Source organism: Streptomyces beigongshangae (genome assembly GCF_019710745.1).
GTDB classification, from domain to species: domain Bacteria; phylum Actinomycetota; class Actinomycetes; order Streptomycetales; family Streptomycetaceae; genus Streptomyces; species Streptomyces beigongshangae.
Map to the genome: position 1 here is coordinate 58,361 of NZ_JAHKJW010000002.1, position 17,675 is coordinate 76,035.

Consider the following 17,675-nt stretch of genomic DNA (forward strand, 5'->3'; position numbering starts at 1 on the left):
GGCGCGGGGTGGAGCAGCTCGGTAGCTCGCTGGGCTCATAACCCAGAGGTCGCAGGTTCAAATCCTGTCCCCGCTACTGAAGTCGAAGGACCCGGATCCTCAAGGATCCGGGTCCTTCCGCGTGTGCGGGTCCTTCCGAGTGTGTGAGTCGTGCCGCGTGTGTGGGTCGTGTGCTGACTCGTGCGGGCCGTTGACGAAGACCGTCAGCGGACCGTGCGCGTGTGCTCCTCGCTCACCAGTGCTGCCGCGGTGAAGGGCGCGCGGCGCGGAGGGAGTTGCACGAATTGTGTTTCACTTGTCTCTCTGTGGGCATGTCGACAAAACGCTGAAGTGACCTCACTGACTGCGGTATACCAGGTGTACCCAGGCTGTAGGTGGTGCGACGATGGACGTTATGGGGGACAAGGCAACTCTGTTGGATACAGGGCGTTTTGTGCAGCCTTCCGATCGGGACGAAACCGGCGAGGCTGCCGAGGAGGCTCGTCGACGGCTCGCCGCGGAACAGGGCGATGTCGAGGCGATGAGTGTCCTCGGAGCCATGCTGCTCCGCCGCGGCGATCTCGACGGGGCCGAGCCCCAGCTGCGCGCTGCCACCGCGGCCGGTGACCGGGCCGCCGCCAACAACCTCGGGGTCCTCCTGCACCAGCGCGGATACGCGGAGGAGGCCGCCGGATGGTGGCGGATCGCCGCCGTCGCGGGCTCCGCGGCCGCCGCCCACGCCCTCGGCCGGCACCACCGCGAGCGCGGTGACGAGCCCGCCGCCGAGTACTGGCTGCGGCAGTCCGCCGAGCAGGGCCACGCCCTGGGCGCGTACGCGCTCGCCGACCTGCTGGAGCACCGCGGCGACGCCCGTGCCGAGGACTGGATGCGTGCGGCCGCCGAGCGCGGGCACCGCGAGGCGGCCTACCGGCTCGCGCGCGCACTGGACCGTACGGCCGCGCGGACGGACGCGACCGGCGCCGGTCGTGCGGAGACCGCCGGCGAGGCCGCCGAGCAGTGGTACCGGCAGGCCGCCGCACGAGGCCACCGCCGGGCCGCCCTGCACCTCGGGACGATCCTGGAGAAGCGCGGGGACCTCAAGGAGGCGGGGCGCTGGTACCTGACCTCCGCCAAGGACGGCGAGGCGCGGGCCGCCTGCGCCCTGGGGTTCCTGCTGCGCGACGCGGGCGACACCGAGAGCGCGGCCGTGTGGTGGCTGCGCGCGGCACAGGACGGCGACGGGAACGCCGCCAACGCGCTGGGCGCGCTGCACGCCGAGCGGGGTGAGACGCAGACCGCCGAGCGCTGGTACCGGGCCGCGATGGACGCGGGCGACGTGAACGGCGCGTACAACCTCGGACTGCTCTGCGCCGAGCAGGAGCGGACCGCCCAGGCCGAGCAGTGGTACCGGCGGGCGGCGTACGCGGGGCACCGCGAGGCGGCGAACGCCCTGGCCATCCTGCTGCTCCAGGTCGGCGACGCGGCCGGCGCCGAGCCGTGGTTCTCCAAGGCGGCGGAGGCCGGCAGCGTCGACGCCGCGTTCAACCTGGGGATCCTGCACGCGGGGCGCGGCGAGGACGCGGCGGCCCTGAGGTGGTACGAGCGGGCCGCTGCCGCCGGGCACGCCGAAGCCGCGCTGCAGGTCGGGATCGCCCGGCTCCGGGACGGCGACGAGGCGGCCGCCGAGCGGCATCTGCGGTGCGCCGCGGGAGGCGGCAGCGCAGAGGGCGCCTACCGGCTGGCGACCCTGCTCGACGCCCGGCGCCCGCCCGCGCCCGCGCACGAGCTGGGGGAGCCGGCCCACGAGAAGAGCGAGTGCGAGGAGTGGTACGAGCGGGCCGCCTCACAGGGGCACCGGCGGGCCCAGGTGCGGGTGGGCATGCTGGCGTCCGCCCGCGGGGACGTCGTGGAGGCGGCCCGGTGGTACCGGGAGGCCGCGGAGGCGGGATCCCGCAACGGCGCGTTCAACCTGGGGCTGCTGCTGGCCCGGGAGGGCAGCGACCCGGAGGCCGCCCTGTGGTGGGCCCGTGCCGCCAACGCGGGACACGGGCGGGCGGCGTTGCGGCTCGCCCTGGTCTACGCGCGTCGTGGTGAGCTGGCGGAGGGCCAGCGGTGGGCCGACCGGGCCGTGTCGCTCGGGCCGGAAGGGGTGTCCAAGCGGGCGGCGCGGCTGCGGGACGCGCTGCGGCAGGAGCTGTCCGCGTGACGGGCGAGGCGCGCGGGGCCGCGCGCCGCTGCCGGGAGCGTGCCGGACCCGGCTCTCCTTCTCGAACACCGGGAGGACCGGGAGAACCGGTGGGGGACCGCCAGGAGGACCGGCGACGGCCGGTAAGTGATCTGCGCTGGTCGGTGGGGTGACGTAAGTGATTTGCGCTGGTCGGTGGGGTGACGTACTGTTCAGTTCATCGCCGCGGGGTGGAGCAGCTCGGTAGCTCGCTGGGCTCATAACCCAGAGGTCGCAGGTTCAAATCCTGTCCCCGCTACTGAAGGCCGAAGGCCCGGAACCAGATCAATGGTTCCGGGCCTTCGGTGTATGTGCGTGTTCACCCGCTCCGGCCTGTGTGCGCCGAGAAGCCCCGGCCGCAGGGCCGGGGCTGCGGGGAGGTCGGTGCGTCAGGCCGCCGCGCAGGTCGGGCACACTCCGCGGTACGTCACCTCTACGTCCGAGACCGTGAAGCCGAAGCGCTCGGAGTCGGGGAGGTCCGCCAGCGGGTTGCCGCCCGGGTGCACGTCCTTGATCGCGCCGCATCGGGCGCAGACCAGGTGGTGGTGCGGCCGGTGCGCGTTCGGGTCGTACCGCTTCGCGCGTTTGTCGGTGGCGACCTCCAGCACCTCGCCGAGCGACACCAGCTCGCCCAGGGTGTTGTAGACGGTCGCCCGGGAGATCTCCGGGAGCCTCACGACGGCGCGTGCGTGCACCTCGTCGGCCGTCAGGTGCACGTGGTCGCCCTCCAGGACCTCAGCCACGACACGCCGCTGCGCGGTCATGCGCCAGCCGCGTCCGCGCAGTCGTTCCAACAGGTCGCTCATGAGCACAGCCTAACAGCTACCCGGCCCAGATCACGAACAGGTGTGACTTTGGAGCGTGAATTGACTTAGACAATGTCTATTGTAGGATCGAGCTCGGCTCAGGCCACGGGACAGGATCAGCAGGAATGACGCAGGAGGCGCACGTGACGCAGGGACCGCTTACGACGGAGGCCGGCGCGCCGGTGGCCGACAACCAGAACAGCGAGACCGCGGGCGTCGGCGGCCCCGTCCTCGTCCAGGACCAGCTCCTGCTGGAGAAGCTCGCCCACTTCAACCGCGAGCGCATCCCGGAGCGGGTCGTGCACGCCCGCGGAGCCGGCGCGTACGGCACCTTCACGCTCACCCGTGACGTCTCGCAGTGGACGCGTGCCGCCTTCCTCTCCGAGGTGGGCAAGCAGACCGAGACCTTCCTGCGCTTCTCGACGGTCGCCGGCAGCCTCGGCTCCGCCGACGCCGTCCGGGACCCGCGCGGCTGGGCGCTGAAGTTCTACACCGAGGAGGGCAACTACGACCTCGTCGGCAACAACACCCCGGTGTTCTTCATCAAGGACGCCATCAAATTCCCCGACTTCATCCACACCCAGAAGCGCGACCCGTACACCGGCTCGCAGGAGGCGGACAACGTCTGGGACTTCTGGGGACTGTCGCCCGAATCCACCCACCAGGTGACGTGGCTGTTCGGCGACCGCGGCATCCCCGCCTCGTACCGCCACATGGACGGCTTCGGCTCGCACACCTACCAGTGGAACAACGAGGCCGGCGAGGTCTTCTGGGTCAAGTACCACTTCAAGACCGACCAGGGCATCAAGAACCTCACGACCGAGGAGGCCGTGAACGTCTCCGGCCTCGACCCCGACTCGCACCAGCGCGACCTGCGCGAGGCGATCGAGCGCGGCGACTTCCCGTCCTGGACGGTGCAGGTGCAGATCATGCCGGCGGCCGAGGCGGCGACCTACCGCTTCAACCCCTTCGACCTCACCAAGGTGTGGCCGCACGCGGACTACCCGCCGGTCGAGATCGGCAGGCTGGAGCTCAACCGCAACCCGGAGAACGTCTTCGCCGAGGTCGAGCAGAGCATCTTCAGCCCCGCGCACTTCGTTCCGGGCATCGGCCCCTCGCCCGACAAGATGCTCCAGGGCCGTCTCTTCGCGTACGGCGACGCCCACCGCTACCGCGTCGGCATCAACGCCGACCACCTGCCGGTGAACCGTCCGCACGCCACCGAGGCGCGTACGCACTCCCGTGACGGCTTCCTGTACGACGGCCGCCACGGGGCCGCGAAGAACTACGAGCCGAACAGCTTCGGCGGCCCGTTCCAGACGGACCGCCCGCTGTGGGGGTCAACCTCCGTCACCGGGGTCACCGGCAACACCGAGGCGCCGGTCCACTCCGAGGACAACGACTTCGTGCAGGCGGGCAACCTGTACCGGCTGATGTCCGAGGACGAGAAGGAGCGGCTGGTCGGCAACCTGGCGGGCTTCATCTCCAAGGTCTCGCGCGACGACATCGCCGAGCGCGCGATCAGCAACTTCCGTCAGGCCGACGCGGACTTCGGCAAGCGGCTGGAGGTCGCGGTCCAGGCACTGCGCGGCTGACACCGGCACTGGAACGCTTGCCGTGGAGGGCGGGCCGGACCTCCCCCGTACCAGGGGGGTCCGGCCCGCCCGTTTTACCCGTTTACCCGTCCTCAGGCCGGGGCGGGCTGACGGAGCGGTGCCCAGCAGCGGATGATGTCGCGGACCGAGACGATGCCGGCCGGCTCGCCGCGGTCGAGGACGATGAGATGGCGGAAGCCGCCGTGCGCCATGGCCCGGGCGGCCTCCTCCAGTGTCCAGGTCGGGGTGGCGAACACCACGGCGGTGGTCGTGTGGGCGTGTGCCCGCTCCGTGTCCGGGCTCTGGCCCAGGCCGACGGAATTGAGGATGTCGCGCTCGGTCAGTATGCCGATCCCGCTGCCGTCGGGGTCGAGGACCACGGCCGCACCGATGCGGCGCGCGGACATCAGGGCGGCGGCCTTGCGGAGGGTGTGGGCGGGGCCGATGGTGAGGACCACCGTGCTCATGGCGTCACGGACGAGCATGGACGGAGCCACCTCCTAGGAATCCGTTCGTTAACGGATTCACAAGTTCACAAGTGGGGGGACTCTCAGAGTCGCAGCCGAAGGGAGGGTCAACAAGAGGGCGGGCGTGGGCGGTTCGGGGCGTGCGCGGACGGTCCGGGGCGTGCCCGGTGGCCCAGGGCGTGAGCATCGGGCCCCTGCACCCCGGCGACTCCACACGTCCCGTCGGCGCCGGTCGATCCACACGTCCCGGTGGCGCCGGTCGATCCGTGCGTCCCGTCGGCGCCGGCCGATCCGTGCGTCTCAGTAGCGCTGGTTGAGGTATCCCAGCAGCTCGTCGTGCAGGATGCCGTTCGACGCCGCCGCGTTGCCGCTGTGCGGGCCCGGGCGGCCGTCGAGGCCGGTGAAGGAACCACCCGCCTCGGTCACCACGATCGCGGTGGCCGCCATGTCCCACAGCGACAGCTCGGGCTCCGCGCAGATGTCGACCGAGCCCTCGGCCACCATCATGTACGGCCAGAAGTCGCCGTACGCGCGCGTGCGCCACACCTCGCGGCTCAGGTCCAGGAAGCCGTCCAGCAGGCTGCGCTCCTCCCAGCCGCTCAGCGAGGAGTACGCGAACGAGGCGTCCCGTATGTGCGACACCCCGGAGACCTTCAGCCGGGACGCGGACGACAGACTGCGGCCGGTGAACGCGCCGTGGCCCTTCGCCGCCCACCAGCGACGGGCCAGCGCGGGGGCGGAGACCACGCCGACGACGGGCTGGAAACCGCCCTCGCCCGCCTCCATCAGCGCGATGAGCGTGGCCCAGACGGGCACACCGCGTACGTAGTTCTTGGTGCCGTCGATCGGGTCGATCACCCAGCGGCGGGGGCCCGTGCCCTCGACCCCGAACTCCTCGCCGAGGATCGCGTCGCGCGGCCGTGCCCGCTGGAGGTGGCCGCGGATCAGTTCCTCGGCGGTCTTGTCGGCCTCGCTCACCGGGGTCATGTCCGGCTTGGTCTCGACCTTGAGGTCGAGTGCCTTGAACCGGTCCATCGTCGCGGCGTCGGCGGCGTCCGCCAGGACATGGGCGAGGCGCAGGTCATCGCGGTAGTCGGGCATGCGTGAACGGTACCGGTCCGCGGGTCGCGGGAAGAAGGGCGGGGCTGTGGGGAGGGCGCCGTGCCGGTGCGCGGCCGCGCACCGGCACGGCCGGCCGCGCACCGGGGAGACGCGTACGACGGAGCCCGCAGGGGTGTCCGCACGAGTGCCCGCAGGAGTGTCCACGGGCCGTCCACGGGGGCGTCCGTGTGGGGGCGCTCCTCAGGCGTCGCGCCCTCTGAGAGCGCCGTGAGCCCACGGCACGGCGCGAAGTCTTGACAGTGCCTCCGCACGCGTCAACTCTGATGCGCAGAGCCGATCGTCCCCGGGAGGCGACGATGCCTGCAGCGCGGGAATCCCTACTGGACGCCGCCTACACGGCGCTCGGACGCCGTCCGTGGTCCGCCGTGCGGATGGTCGACGTCGCCGCCGTCGCCGGAGTGTCCCGGCAGACCCTCTACAACGAGTTCGGCAGCAAGGAGGGCCTGGCCCGGGCGCTCGTACGGCGGGAGGCGGACGCCTATCTCGCCGGGGTGGAGCGGGCCCTGGTGAGCCGGCCCGAGCCCCGGGAGCGGCTGGCCGCCGCGGCGGAGTGGACGGCGTCCGCGGCGCGGGGCAACGCGCTGGTGCGGGCGATGCTCACGGGGTGCTGGGGGGAGCGGCTGCCCTCGCCGACCCTGTCCGCCGTGCCGTCGTCCTCGGCCGTGCCGGCCCAGCGGCGGGCCGACGGGCCACTGCCCTCGCCCGGCGACTTCGTGGCGCTGGTACGGGACCGGGCGGTCGCCTCGCTGGTCGCGCCCGGCGGGTCGAAGTCCGAGGCGGCGGAGCTGGCCCGCGTCTGTGAGCTCGCCGTGCGGCTGGGGGTGTCGTGCGTGCTGGCGCCGGTGGGGGAGGGGGGTACGGCGGGGCTGGTCCGGGACGCGCTGGCCACGGTGCGGTCCGTGGTCTGACGGCGTCCGCGGCGCGGAGCGGCAGGGAGACGGAGCAGGCCGGGGGACCGGGTCAGTGGGACGAGCCCGACAACTGCAGGCCGATGACCCCGATGATCACGAACGAGATCGAGACGATCTTCAGCGTGGACACCAGGTCGTCGAGGAAGACCATGCCGTAGATGGCGGTGCCCGCCGCGCCGATACCCGTCCACACCGCATAGGCGGGGCCCACGTCGAGCTTCTTCAGGGACAGGGTGAGCAGGCCGAAGCTGCCCAGTGCGAAGACGCAGAAGGCGACCGTCGGCCAGAGTCTCGTGAAGCCGTGGGAGAGCTTGAGACAGACGGCGAACCCCGTCTCCAGGAATCCCGCCACGACCACCAGCAGCCACGCCATGTGATGCCCTCCCACGCTCCGTGACCGCCTGGATCGGATTGGTGCGATTATGCCTTTACCGTCGCGGCGGGAAAGCAAACAACACCCAGGTCAAAACAGCATCCGGGGTGGAGCGACACCCAGGTCACACGGGATCAGTCACCCTCGTGCCGCTCCCGCGTCGAGAGCAGCCGGCGCAGCGAGTAGAGCCGGGCCGGGTCCGCGTGCCCCTCGGCGACCCACCCGTCCAGCGCGCAGTCCGGCTCGTCGTGGCTGCACGCCCGCGGACAGCCCTCCGTGCCGGGCTCCAGGTCGGGGAACGCCTTGATCACCCTCGACGGGTTTACGTGGTGCAGCCCGAAGGACCGTACGCCCGGTGTGTCGACCACCCATCCCCCGTCGTCCGGCAGCGGGATCGCGCGCGCCGAGGTCGTGGTGTGCCTGCCACGGCCGGTCACCGCGTTGACCACGCCCGTGGACCGCCGCCGCTCGTGTGCCACCAGCGCGTTGACCAGCGTCGTCTTTCCGACCCCCGAGTGCCCGACGAACGCCGTGATCTTGCCGTCCAGCTGCTTGCGCACGCGGTCCACGGCCTCGCCGCTCTCCAGCTCCGCGCGGCTCGTCACGACGTACGGGACCCCCAGGGCCCCGTACAGCTCCAGGATCTCGTCGGGGGGCGCGAGGTCCGACTTGGTGAGGACGAGGACCGGGTCGAGGCCGCCGTCGTACGCCGCCACGAGGCAGCGGTCGATCAGGCGCGGGCGCGGCTCCGGATCGGCGAGGGCCGTGACGATGGCCAGCTGGTCGGCGTTGGCGACGACCACCCGCTCGTACGGATCGTCGTCGTCGGCCGTGCGGCGCAGGACCGAGGTGCGCGGCTCGATGCGGACGATGCGGGCCAGGGTGTCCTTCTTGCCGGTCAGATCGCCGACGATGGCCACCCGGTCGCCGACGACCGCGGCCTTGCGGCCCAGTTCGCGCGCCTTCATGGCGAAGACCACGCGGTCCTCGACGAGGCAGGTCAGCCGGCCCCGGTCGACGGTGAGGACCAGGCCCTCCGCCGCGTCCTCGTGCTTGGGACGGATGTTCGTCCGCGGCCGGTTGCCCTTGCGGTTCGGGCGCTCGCGGATGTCGTCCTCGTCGGTGTGCTTGCCGTAACGGCGCATGATCCCGGTCCGCCCGTCAGTTCCCGAGCATTCCGGTCCACAGGGCGGGGAAGTCCGGCAGGGTCTTCGCCGTCGTCGCCACGTTCTCGATCTGTACGCCGTCGACCGCGAGGCCGATGATCGCGCCCGCGGTGGCCATGCGGTGGTCGTCGTAGGTGTGGAAGATCCCGCCGTGCAGCCGGCGCGGGCGGATGCGGAGGCCGTCGGAGGTCTCGGTGACGTCGCCGCCGAGCTCGTTGATCTCCTTGGTGAGCGCTGCGAGGCGGTCCGTCTCGTGCAGCCGCAGATGGGACACACCGCGCAGGGTCGACGGGGAGTCGGCGAGCGCCGCGACCGCCGCGATGCCCGGGGTCAGCTCGCCGACCTCGCCCAGGTCCACGTCGATGCCGCGGACCGAGCCCGATCCGGTGAACCTGAGCCCCAGGTCGGTCAGCTCGCAGGAGCCGCCCATCTCGGTGAAGATCTCGCGCAGTCTGTCGCCCGGCTGGGTGGTGCGGGCGGGCCAGTCGGGGATGACGACCGTACCCCCGGTGACCAGGGCGGCCGCCAGGAACGGCTGTGCGTTCGACAGGTCAGGTTCGACCGTCAGGTCCCGGCCGAGGAGCGCGCCCGGTGTGACCCGCCAGACGTTCGGCTCGCCGCCCGACTCCGGGGTGTCCACCTGGGCGCCGATCGAGCGCAGCATGTCGACCGTCATCCGGATGTGCGGCACGGACGGCAGGGTCGAACCGGTGTGCCGTACCTCCACGCCCTGGTTGAAGCGCGGACCGGACAGCAGCAGCGCCGACACGAACTGCGAGGACGAGGACGCGTCGATCTCCACCGGGCCGCCCTCCAGCGCCCCGCCGCCGTGCACGGTCAGCGGGAGCGCGCCCCGGCCGTCGTCGTCGATCCGGGCGCCCAGGGCGCGCAGGCTCTCGATCACACCGGTCAGCGGGCGCTCGTACGAGCGGGGGTCGCCGTCGAAGCGGATGGGGCCGTCGGCCAGCGCGGCGACCGGGGGCAGGAAGCGCATCACCGTGCCGGCGTTGCCCACGTCGACGGTGGCCGGGCCCTGCAGGCCCGAGGGGATGACGCGCCATGCCTCGCCGGAGCCGTCGGGGCCCACGCCCTCCTCGATACCGACGCCCATGGCCCGCAGGGCACCGGCCATCAGGAGGGTGTCGCGGGAGCGGAGCGGACGGCGGAGCCAGCCGGGCTCGGCCGCGAGGGCGGCGAGGACGAGCGCGCGGTTGGTGACCGACTTGGACCCGGGCACGTGGACCGTCGCGTCGACGGCGCCGCTCGCGTGCGGGGCGGGCCAGAGGGCGGTGTGGGCGGGGTTAACGGGCATGCCCTCACTTTAGTGGGGGTTCGCCCCGCTGGGTTTGGCCGGGAAACGGCTGCCGCCGGACCGGGGCGTGCCGGGTGCGGGCGGACGGGGCCGATATGGGCCGGACGGGGGCGATACGGGCCAGGCGGGCGGCGATACAGGCCGGACAGGGGGCGATACGGGCCGGACGGGGTTGGCCGTGCAATTCCCCGCGCCCGTCGAAGGGCTTTGCCACCGGGGGCCGCACGGGTCCCCACGGTTCCCCCGCCTCCGCCGGGAGGGCTTCGCCGCCGAGGGGCTGTGTCCCGTCACAGGCCCAGCAGCCACCTTCCGCCGCCCAGGAGGGAGCAGACGGAGACCGCATGGAAGAGGAACAGCCACAGGCCCGCCGGTACGTGGGTCAGGCGGGAGAGCTGGTCCGCGTCCGAGTCGCCCGCTCCGCCGCGCATGCGTTTGGCCTGGAGCTCGAAGGCCGGACGGACCCCGCCGAGCAGCAGGAACCAGACGACGGCGTACGCGAACGCGGCCTGTACCTGAGGACCGGCCAGCCAGGACACCACCACGAAGGTGGCGCCGGTGACGAGGACCGTCAGCGCGCCGTACGCGTTGCGGATCATCACCAGCATGGCCACGAGCAGCAGCGTGGCCAGCCAGAGCAGGGCCGTGATGTGACCGGCGGCCAGCAGCGCGGCACCGCCGAGGCCGAGCAGCGGGGGAGCCGTGTAGCCCGCCGCCGCCGTGAGGATCATGCCGAGACCGGTCGGCTTGCCGCGGCTGACGGTCAGGCCGCTGGTGTCGGAGTGCAGCCGGATGCCGTCGAGGCTGCGGCCCGTGAGAAGCGCGACCAGACCGTGGCCGCCCTCGTGGGCGATGGTGATGGCGTTGCGCGACAGCCGCCACACCGGGTGCGGGACGATCACGGCGAGCGCGGCGGCCATCGTGGCCACGACGACCCAGGTGTCGGGGTCGGGCTGGCTTCCGAAGACCTCGTCCCAGAGGGTGGCCAGCGAGGTGGCGGCGGTGCTGTCCATGAGCGGTTTCGGCTCCCTTGGCGCGAAGTCGATGAGGGTGGGCGCGTGGCATGTGGCGCGTGACACGTGGCGTGCGGCGTGTGACACGTGGAGTACGGCGTGCGGCACACGGCGCGGTCGTCGGGATGAGGTGGTCGGGCGGCGGGCGGGCCTGGCAGTCTGGCATGTATGTGCGGACGGTATGCATCGAGTCGTGGGCCCGAGGATCTCGCAGGAATCTTTGAGATCGGGAAGTGGGATCCGGAGGAAGCCCTGGAGCCCGACTTCAACGTGGCGCCGACCAAGGAGGTCTACGCGGTCCTGGACCGTCCTGTGAAGGACGCCGAGGACCCGCGGCCGGTTCGGCAGTTGCGCCGGCTCAAGTGGGGGCTCATCCCCTCCTGGTCGAAGACGCCCGAGGGCGGCGCCCGGATGATCAACGCCCGCGCCGAGACCGTCCACGAGAAACCCTCGTACCGGCGGGCGTTCGCCTCCCGGCGCTGCATCGTCCCCGCCGACGGCTACTACGAGTGGGTGACCGGCAGCGCCGAGCGCGACCTGGAGGTCGAGGGGAAGAAGAAGCGGCCCCGCAAGCAGCCGTACTTCGTGCTCCCCGCCGACGGCTCCGTCTTCGCGATGGCCGGGCTGTACGAGTTCTGGCGCGACAAGACGCTGCCCGACGACCACCCGCGGGCCTGGTGGGTGACGTGCTCCGTCATCACCACGGAGGCGGAGACCTCCCCGCTCGCGGTCGCGCCGAAGGAGGGCCCGCGCTCCCTCGCCGACATCCATCCCCGTATGCCGCTCATGCTCACCCCGGACCGCTGGGACGCCTGGCTCGACCCCTCCCGCACGGACGTCGAGGAGGTGCGCTCCCTGCTCGCGCCGCCGCCGGAGGGGCTGATGCGGGCGTACCCCGTCTCCACGGCGGTGAGCAGCGTCCGCAACAACGGTCCGGAGCTGGTCCACGAGCTGGAGGCGCCGGAGGAGGGCACACTCTTCTGACGTGATGCATGTGACGGAGAACAGCGAGACGGCCGGGACGGTCCAGACGGTCGGGACCGGTGTGGGCACGGCCCGGATCACCTGGTACCGGGGCGGGGAGAAGGCACGGCTGGTGCTGGCCGTCGGCCACGGCGCGGGCGGCGGGATCGAGGCGTGCGACCTGCGGGCACTGGCCGCGGAACTGCCCGCGCACGGCGTCACCGTGGCCCTCGTCGAGCAGCCCTGGCGGGTGGCGGGCAAGAAGCTGGCACCCGCACCGAAGACGCTGGACGCGGGGTGGCGGGGCCTGTGGCCGGCGCTGACGGCACCGGGACTCCCCGTCGTCGCGGGCGGCCGCAGCGCCGGAGCCCGGGTCGCCTGCCGCACGGCCGCCGAACTGGGCGCCCACGCCGTCCTCGCGCTCGGCTTCCCGCTCCACCCGCCGGGCCGACCGGAGAAGTCGCGCGCCGGTGAACTCCTGGGCGCCGGGGTGCCCACGCTCGTCGTGCAGGGCGGCAACGACCCGTTCGGGCGTCCTGAGGAGTTCCCGCCGGAGTTCCGGCACGGGACCACGAGGGGTCCGTACCGACTCGTCGAGGTGCCGTACGGCGATCACGGGTTCGCGGTCCCCAAGCGCGCCCCGATCGACCGGGAGGGGGCTCTGGCGATCCTCACCGACGGCGTCCTGGAGTGGGTTCCGTCACTCGGGTGACCCCGGGAATGATGTGTACCGGACCACTGTTGTGCGGATCAGACGCCACGGAACGCGTGGTGCGAGACGTCGTACGAGAGGAAGTCCGCCGCATGGGTTCGACCATCTGCCCGAGCCGTGGCAGCCGTGCTGACCTGGAGTGGTCGGTGCTGCACGCGGCGAAGACCGTCCCTGTGCGGGCGGTGGGCGGACCGGATCGGCAAGCCGCCGAGACCACCGGTCGTCTATTCTCCGATTCAGGTGGGACCGCTTTCGGGCCCGCCCAGACTCTGGAGGAGGTGGGTCCGGTCACAGGGACCGACGCAGGGACCGAAAACGGCCAGGCGGAGCAGCCCGGGAACACGGGCAGCAGTGAGTCGACCGCCGAGCGCAGCGCGCGCTTCGAGCGGGACGCGCTGGAGTTCCTCGACCAGATGTACTCGGCCGCGCTGCGCATGACGCGGAACCCGGCCGACGCCGAGGACCTGGTTCAGGAGACGTACGCGAAGGCGTACGCGTCCTTCCACCAGTTCCGTGAGGGCACCAATCTCAAGGCGTGGCTGTACAGGATCCTCACCAACACGTTCATCAACTCGTACCGCAAGAAGCAGCGCGAGCCCCAGCGGTCCGCCGCCGAGGAGATCGAGGACTGGCAGCTGGCGCGCGCCGAGTCGCACATGTCGACCGGTCTGCGCTCCGCCGAGACGCAGGCGCTCGACCACCTGCCCGACTCGGACGTCAAGGCCGCGCTGCAGGCGATCCCCGAGGAATTCCGCATCGCCGTCTACCTCGCGGACGTCGAGGGCTTTGCGTACAAGGAGATCGCGGACATCATGGGGACACCCATCGGTACGGTGATGTCCCGGTTGCACAGGGGCCGTCGGCAGTTGCGCGGCATGCTCGAGGACTACGCCAAGGACCGCGGCCTGGTCCCGGCGGGCGCCGGAGAGTCGGACGGAACGAAAGGCTCGGGCTCATGAGCTGCGGAGAGCCGCACGAGACGGACTGCAGTGAAGTACTCGATCATCTCTACGAGTTCCTCGACCACGAGATGCCCGATGCCGACTGCACCAAGTTCGAGGTGCACTTCGAGGAGTGCTCCCCGTGCCTTGAGAAGTACGGCCTGGAGCAGGCCGTGAAGAAGCTCGTCAAGCGGTGCTGCGGTCAGGACGACGTACCGACCGACCTGCGGGCGAAGGTCATGGGCCGTATCGACCTGATCCGCTCGGGGCAGGCCGTGCCCGAGCAGGAGGTCACGTCCGCGGAGGCCCGCCCGGTGGTGGACGCCCGTGGTGCCGTGGACATCCGTGGTGCCGTCGAGTCCCGCGGTACCGCCGACACCCGTGGTACCGCCGACACCCGGGGTGCGGGCGACACCCGCGGTGCCGCGGCCGAGGGCTGACGGCTTCCACGCCCCGGGCTTGCCGGGCATGAAGCCCCGGGGCCATGGGCCGGCCCCGGCCCCTGGAGGCTCCTGAGATCCGGGACTCCGGCGCGGCCGGTCGCGGGTGGCCGTTCTGGTGCCGGTTCTCTCCGATATACCGGTTCTCCCCGGTACACGGTTCTCTCCGGACGCCAGTGGTCTTCGGGCCCGGCACACGGTTCTCCGCGGACACCAGTGGTCTCCGGACACTGATCACCGCCCGACGCCGACCGTCTCCCCGCTCGGGCGTCTTCCGGCGTCGACCGTTTCCCGACGCCGGACCGGTCCGGCCGGTCCGGCCTCCGGGCCCGGCGTCAGATGTCCAGTGCGTTCTCGATCCGCTTCAGGCTGTGCCGCGCCAGTGCCAGGTTGCTGCGGGTCCGGTCGAGCGCGAGGTACAGGAAGAGCGTGCCGTCGCTGGAGGTGAGCGGGCGTATCAGGTGGTACTGCTTGCCCAGCGTGATCAGGATGTCCTCGATGGTGTCGTCCATGGCCAGCGAGGACAGCGTCCGCATCTTCGCGCGCATCACCTCGGTGTTGCCCGCCGACGCGAGTTCCAGGTCGAGCGTCGGTCCGCCGCCGAGCGTGCCGAGCGCCATGCCGCTCTCGTAGTCGACGAGGGAGACACCGATGGCGCCCTCCACGGACATGGCTTCCTTGAGCGCGGTCTCGATGTTCATGCTGCCCCAATTCCTCGGTGACGCTGTCCGGTCGTTGTCCGTACAACTACGATCAAACCCATGTGGGTAGTGCGTCACAAAATACAAAATATGATGCCTGTTGCGTAAGTTGAATCTCAAAGTAGTGTGCGACGTCAAGACGCGAAGGGGAACGGGGAAATGACGACAGCCGTTGACGCCACCCTGGCCCGGCTCCTGGACTCCCCCGGCATCACCGGTGTCGCCCTGGTCGACGCGGTCACCGGCCTCACGTACGGGGTGGCCGGCGACGCGGACGAGGCCGGGAACGGCGTGGAATGCGCCGAGTTCGCGGCCCTCATCGCCGAGCGGCTGGGGCGGGCGGGCGCCGAAGGGGAACTGGAGAGCGTGATCATGACCAGCACGCGGCGCCACCAGGTGCTGCTCGCGGTCGGCCGGCCGGTCGGCGACCCGCTGCTGCTGACCGCGGGCATGGACCGCGAGCGGGCCAATCTGGCGCTCGCCACGCGGAACCTGGGGGACCGGGCGGCCGAGGTGCTCGCATGACGACCACCGGGACGACCACCGACGCGCGCAACCTGCCCGCGCTCCTGCAGAGCCTGCACGACCAGGGCTTCACTGGCACCGTACGGGTCTCCGGCTCGCCAGGAGGAACGATTCATCTGCGGGGCGGGCTGATCGGCGCGGTCGAGACGCCCGGCGCCCCGACCGTCACGTCGGTGCTGCTCACACCGGGCCGTATCGACGACGACAGCTGGCTGGCCGCGTGCGCGGCGGAGCGTGACACGGACCGGCTGGGCGGTCACCTGGTCGCCGCCGGGCTGATCGGCGCCGCCGAGCTGGAGGTCGTGTGCACCGCGGCCGTGTTCGACGCGGCCTTCGCCATGGCGATCGGCCCGCCCGGCGGCTGGACGCTGGACGACCCCGAACCCACCCTGCTCGCCGGGTCCGGCGTGGAGCCCCGGCGGCTCACCGAGGAGACCACACGACGGATCGCGCGGCTCTCCGGTCCGTGGGGCGCACCGGGCGAACTCGCCCGGGTGCGGCCCGTACCGGTTCCGGACGCCGGGCTGCGCCGCGGGCTGTCGGACCGCCACCGGTCCGTGCTGACCGCCGTCAACGGCCGTCGCACCGCCCGCGACATCGCCTTCACGCTCGGACGCGGGCTGTACGCGGTCATGCTGGACCTGATCCGCCTGGAGGTGCAGGGGCTCATCCGGTGGGAGACGGGCGGGCCGTCCGACGGCCGGCCCAGCACCGCACCGCGGGTGCTGCCCGGCCGCGACGCTCCGGGCGGGCCGGCGGCGACGGGCGCACCGGCCGGGTCGGCCGACTCGACCGCGTCGGCCGTCAAGGCGGCGCCGCTGCCGAAGCGTACGCCCGGCGGGGCCGCGTGGCCGGGTGCCGTCCGGGCGCGGCAGGAGCCCGCCGCGGGCGGGGACGTCTTCTCCGCGGGATCGAGCGGGGGGCACGGGAGCTTGTGAGTTCCAGCAGACGCCGGGCGGCGAAGCGCCTCCGGCGAAGCACGGACGTGGTGGCCTGGCGGCCGGCGAAACGCGGGGGACGGGCGCCGGACACGGGGCCGGCTGTCCGGCCCGGGCCGGTCCCGGACCCGGACGACGTGTTTGTGTCCGGGTCCGGGTCCGGGGCCGAGCCCGGGTCCGACACGGACGGCGGCGGGGCCCGGTTCGATGTGGACGCCGAGGTCGGGGCCGGGACCGATGCCGACGGCCTGGTCAGGGCCGATGAGCACGGCCGGTTCGGGCCTGGCGCGGATGACCGGCCGGACACTGGGCCGGGATCGGACACCGGACCAGGGCCAGGGCCGGACGCCGCGCCGGGGGCCGGTGTCGGGCGGTACATGGACGTGGACTCCGTCTCCGGGGCGGCAGGGGCCGCCGGTCCGGGAGCGGACGGGCCGTGCCCCGCGGCCGGTGCCCCGCCGGACCGCAGGCCGCCGCCGTTGCCCGTACGCGGAGCGGCCCCGTCCCCCGGCGCATCGGACGGCGGAGCCGGACGGGGTGCCGCCGGTGGGCCGGCCGGGCCCGCGCCGCCCTTCGTCCTGCCCCCGTTGTCGGCCGGACGACTCGCCGCCGACCAGCCCTCGATCGACATGCTGCGCCGAGTCCGCCGGGGTCTGAGCGCCCTTCCGGAATCCGACTGACGCCGCTCCGACCGCACCCGACCACTCACGCACGCAGCAAGGAGCGCCATGAGCGACACGTCGTCCCCCAACCCCCTCACCGAGATCCTGACCTCCCTGCGCGACCGGGTGATGGGGGTCCGCGAGAGCGTCCTGTCCACGGCGGACGGGCTCCTCGTCGTCGCCGACACGGACTCCTCCCACGCCGAGTCCGTCGCCGCGCTCGCTGCCGCGACCCTCGGTGTGGGACGCCGGATGGCCGACCAGGCAGGCGTCGGCGCGCTGCGCGAGGTGGTCGCGAGGTGCGGCTCCGGCCACGTCATCGTGCTGGCCGTCGGCGACCGGGCGCTGCTCACCGTCATGGGGGACGACGGGCTCGACCTGGCCGCGCTCCAGCGGGAGTCGCCCGCCACCGTGGATCAGCTCAACCAGGCCCTCGCGGCCGACGTGGCGCGCTGAACCACCGGCCGGACCGGCCGGACTGCGCGGAAGGCGTGCCGGGGCCCGCCTCCTCGCACCCGCCCCGTCCGTCCCGCTCCCCGTCCGTCCCGCTCCCCGTCCGTCCCGCCCTCCGCCCGTCCCGTCCCCGCCCGCGCGTACCGCTCACCCGAAAAGGCGAACCTCTTCCTCGGGCCCGGTACGGGGCGTCCCCCGCGGCGCCGGGCGGGACACGGCCGTGCGGGGAGTGCGGCCGGCGACCGCCCCGCGTTCCGCCCGCCGGGGTGCCGGCGAGAAGCGGTCTTACCTTGCCCCTGGTTGGGTAACCCATGGGTAATGAGCGCCCCGCTGACCGTCCGTGGTTGGATGCGAGGAAGAGGCATCAGGGGGCAC

Annotated in this window: 18 protein-coding genes and 2 tRNA genes; 12 read left to right on the forward strand and 8 right to left on the reverse strand. The window is 72.4% G+C overall.

Annotated features, from left to right (window positions below; translation table 11 throughout):
• The first annotated feature begins 2 nt into the window (after positions 1–2).
• From KM933_RS01585 to KM933_RS01595, 3 genes are all read left to right on the forward strand, one after another.
• A tRNA-Met gene (locus tag KM933_RS01585) sits at positions 3–76 on the forward strand.
• 309 nt (positions 77–385) lie between these two features.
• A complete protein-coding gene (locus KM933_RS01590; protein WP_221347939.1) occupies positions 386–2,185 on the forward strand; it encodes a tetratricopeptide repeat protein in 1,800 nt (599 codons plus the stop codon).
• A gap of 203 nt (positions 2,186–2,388) precedes the next feature.
• A tRNA-Met gene (locus tag KM933_RS01595) sits at positions 2,389–2,462 on the forward strand.
• A 130-nt stretch (positions 2,463–2,592) separates the two neighbouring features.
• Here the strand turns inward: KM933_RS01595 and KM933_RS01600 are convergent.
• Entirely contained in the window at positions 2,593–3,009 is a 417-nt protein-coding gene (locus KM933_RS01600; RefSeq protein WP_173894832.1) for a Fur family transcriptional regulator, read from the reverse strand.
• 125 nt (positions 3,010–3,134) lie between these two features.
• On the opposite strand from KM933_RS01600, the gene KM933_RS01605 reads away from it, so the two are divergent.
• The gene (locus KM933_RS01605) at positions 3,135–4,604 is read left to right on the forward strand and encodes a catalase (protein ID WP_221347940.1); all 1,470 of its coding nucleotides are present in this window, start codon (positions 3,135–3,137) and stop codon (positions 4,602–4,604) included.
• Between the two features lie 92 nt (positions 4,605–4,696).
• Here the strand turns inward: KM933_RS01605 and KM933_RS01610 are convergent, their stop codons facing one another.
• On the reverse strand, positions 4,697–5,089 hold the full coding sequence (locus KM933_RS01610; protein WP_173894834.1) for a CBS domain-containing protein: 393 nt from the start codon (positions 5,087–5,089) through the stop codon (positions 4,697–4,699).
• Positions 5,090–5,371: 282 nt separating this feature from the next.
• Complete coding sequence (gene hisN / locus KM933_RS01615) at positions 5,372–6,172, reverse strand: histidinol-phosphatase (protein WP_221347941.1); 801 nt, start codon at positions 6,170–6,172, stop codon at positions 5,372–5,374.
• 317 nt (positions 6,173–6,489) lie between these two features.
• Between hisN and KM933_RS01620 the strand changes: the two genes are divergently transcribed.
• The gene (locus KM933_RS01620) at positions 6,490–7,101 is read left to right on the forward strand and encodes a TetR/AcrR family transcriptional regulator (RefSeq protein WP_221347942.1); all 612 of its coding nucleotides are present in this window, start codon (positions 6,490–6,492) and stop codon (positions 7,099–7,101) included.
• Positions 7,102–7,153: 52 nt separating this feature from the next.
• On the opposite strand, the gene KM933_RS01625 is transcribed toward KM933_RS01620, so the two are convergent.
• From KM933_RS01625 to KM933_RS01640, 4 genes are all read right to left on the reverse strand, one after another.
• On the reverse strand, positions 7,154–7,477 hold the full coding sequence (locus KM933_RS01625) for a DMT family transporter (RefSeq protein WP_221347943.1): 324 nt from the start codon (positions 7,475–7,477) through the stop codon (positions 7,154–7,156).
• Positions 7,478–7,611: 134 nt separating this feature from the next.
• The gene (gene rsgA / locus KM933_RS01630) at positions 7,612–8,622 is read right to left on the reverse strand and encodes a ribosome small subunit-dependent GTPase A (RefSeq protein ID WP_221347944.1); all 1,011 of its coding nucleotides are present in this window, start codon (positions 8,620–8,622) and stop codon (positions 7,612–7,614) included.
• 16 nt (positions 8,623–8,638) lie between these two features.
• Positions 8,639–9,955 (reverse strand): 3-phosphoshikimate 1-carboxyvinyltransferase, encoded by a 1,317-nt coding sequence (aroA, locus tag KM933_RS01635; RefSeq protein ID WP_221347945.1) that lies wholly within the window; start codon positions 9,953–9,955, stop codon positions 8,639–8,641.
• 287 nt (positions 9,956–10,242) lie between these two features.
• The gene (locus KM933_RS01640; protein WP_221347946.1) at positions 10,243–10,965 is read right to left on the reverse strand and encodes a M50 family metallopeptidase; all 723 of its coding nucleotides are present in this window, start codon (positions 10,963–10,965) and stop codon (positions 10,243–10,245) included.
• Between the two features lie 168 nt (positions 10,966–11,133).
• On the opposite strand from KM933_RS01640, the gene KM933_RS01645 reads away from it, so the two are divergent.
• From KM933_RS01645 to rsrA, 4 genes are all read left to right on the forward strand, one after another.
• Positions 11,134–11,949: an SOS response-associated peptidase gene (locus KM933_RS01645; protein ID WP_221347947.1), complete on the forward strand. Its 816-nt coding sequence runs from the start codon at positions 11,134–11,136 to the stop codon at positions 11,947–11,949.
• A 4-nt stretch (positions 11,950–11,953) separates the two neighbouring features.
• Complete coding sequence (locus KM933_RS01650) at positions 11,954–12,640, forward strand: alpha/beta hydrolase family protein (RefSeq protein WP_221348111.1); 687 nt, start codon at positions 11,954–11,956, stop codon at positions 12,638–12,640.
• Between the two features lie 278 nt (positions 12,641–12,918).
• On the forward strand, positions 12,919–13,599 hold the full coding sequence (gene sigR, locus KM933_RS01655) for an RNA polymerase sigma factor SigR (RefSeq protein WP_221347948.1): 681 nt from the start codon (positions 12,919–12,921) through the stop codon (positions 13,597–13,599).
• Positions 13,596–14,021 carry a mycothiol system anti-sigma-R factor gene (rsrA, locus tag KM933_RS01660; RefSeq protein WP_260332907.1) on the forward strand — a complete coding sequence of 142 codons (426 nt, stop codon included), beginning with the start codon at positions 13,596–13,598 and terminating at the stop codon, positions 14,019–14,021. The genes sigR and rsrA overlap by 4 nt, the downstream gene beginning before the upstream one ends.
• A gap of 335 nt (positions 14,022–14,356) precedes the next feature.
• Here the strand turns inward: rsrA and KM933_RS01665 are convergent, their stop codons facing one another.
• A complete protein-coding gene (locus tag KM933_RS01665) occupies positions 14,357–14,722 on the reverse strand; it encodes a hypothetical protein (protein WP_221347949.1) in 366 nt (121 codons plus the stop codon).
• A 159-nt stretch (positions 14,723–14,881) separates the two neighbouring features.
• On the opposite strand from KM933_RS01665, the gene KM933_RS01670 reads away from it, so the two are divergent.
• The 3 genes from KM933_RS01670 to KM933_RS01680 all read left to right on the forward strand — a co-directional run bounded on the left by KM933_RS01670 (position 14,882) and on the right by KM933_RS01680 (position 17,303).
• Positions 14,882–15,247, forward strand: coding sequence for a hypothetical protein (locus KM933_RS01670; RefSeq protein WP_260332908.1), 366 nt, complete (start codon positions 14,882–14,884; stop codon positions 15,245–15,247).
• A complete protein-coding gene (locus KM933_RS01675; RefSeq protein WP_260332909.1) occupies positions 15,244–16,185 on the forward strand; it encodes a DUF4388 domain-containing protein in 942 nt (313 codons plus the stop codon). Before KM933_RS01670 ends, KM933_RS01675 begins: the two co-directional genes overlap by 4 nt.
• 728 nt (positions 16,186–16,913) lie before the next feature.
• A complete protein-coding gene (locus KM933_RS01680) occupies positions 16,914–17,303 on the forward strand; it encodes a roadblock/LC7 domain-containing protein (protein WP_221347950.1) in 390 nt (129 codons plus the stop codon).
• Positions 17,304–17,675 lie beyond the last annotated feature (372 nt).

Bases quoted from the DNA above. Each gene is read 5' to 3' on its own strand.
- KM933_RS01590 (WP_221347939.1), top strand. From the start codon at position 386: ATGGACGTTATGGGGGACAAGGCAACTCTGTTGGATACAGGGCGTTTT.
- KM933_RS01600 (WP_173894832.1), bottom strand. From the start codon at position 3,009: ATGAGCGACCTGTTGGAACGACTGCGCGGACGCGGCTGGCGCATGACC.
- KM933_RS01605 (WP_221347940.1), top strand. From the start codon at position 3,135: ATGACGCAGGAGGCGCACGTGACGCAGGGACCGCTTACGACGGAGGCC.
- KM933_RS01610 (WP_173894834.1), bottom strand. From the start codon at position 5,089: ATGCTCGTCCGTGACGCCATGAGCACGGTGGTCCTCACCATCGGCCCC.
- hisN (WP_221347941.1), bottom strand. From the start codon at position 6,172: ATGCCCGACTACCGCGATGACCTGCGCCTCGCCCATGTCCTGGCGGAC.
- KM933_RS01620 (WP_221347942.1), top strand. From the start codon at position 6,490: ATGCCTGCAGCGCGGGAATCCCTACTGGACGCCGCCTACACGGCGCTC.
- KM933_RS01625 (WP_221347943.1), bottom strand. From the start codon at position 7,477: ATGGCGTGGCTGCTGGTGGTCGTGGCGGGATTCCTGGAGACGGGGTTC.
- rsgA (WP_221347944.1), bottom strand. From the start codon at position 8,622: ATGCGCCGTTACGGCAAGCACACCGACGAGGACGACATCCGCGAGCGC.
- aroA (WP_221347945.1), bottom strand. From the start codon at position 9,955: ATGCCCGTTAACCCCGCCCACACCGCCCTCTGGCCCGCCCCGCACGCG.
- KM933_RS01640 (WP_221347946.1), bottom strand. From the start codon at position 10,965: ATGGACAGCACCGCCGCCACCTCGCTGGCCACCCTCTGGGACGAGGTC.
- KM933_RS01645 (WP_221347947.1), top strand. From the start codon at position 11,134: ATGTGCGGACGGTATGCATCGAGTCGTGGGCCCGAGGATCTCGCAGGA.
- KM933_RS01650 (WP_221348111.1), top strand. From the start codon at position 11,954: ATGCATGTGACGGAGAACAGCGAGACGGCCGGGACGGTCCAGACGGTC.
- rsrA (WP_260332907.1), top strand. From the start codon at position 13,596: ATGAGCTGCGGAGAGCCGCACGAGACGGACTGCAGTGAAGTACTCGAT.
- KM933_RS01665 (WP_221347949.1), bottom strand. From the start codon at position 14,722: ATGAACATCGAGACCGCGCTCAAGGAAGCCATGTCCGTGGAGGGCGCC.
- KM933_RS01670 (WP_260332908.1), top strand. From the start codon at position 14,882: ATGACGACAGCCGTTGACGCCACCCTGGCCCGGCTCCTGGACTCCCCC.
- KM933_RS01675 (WP_260332909.1), top strand. From the start codon at position 15,244: ATGACGACCACCGGGACGACCACCGACGCGCGCAACCTGCCCGCGCTC.
- KM933_RS01680 (WP_221347950.1), top strand. From the start codon at position 16,914: ATGAGCGACACGTCGTCCCCCAACCCCCTCACCGAGATCCTGACCTCC.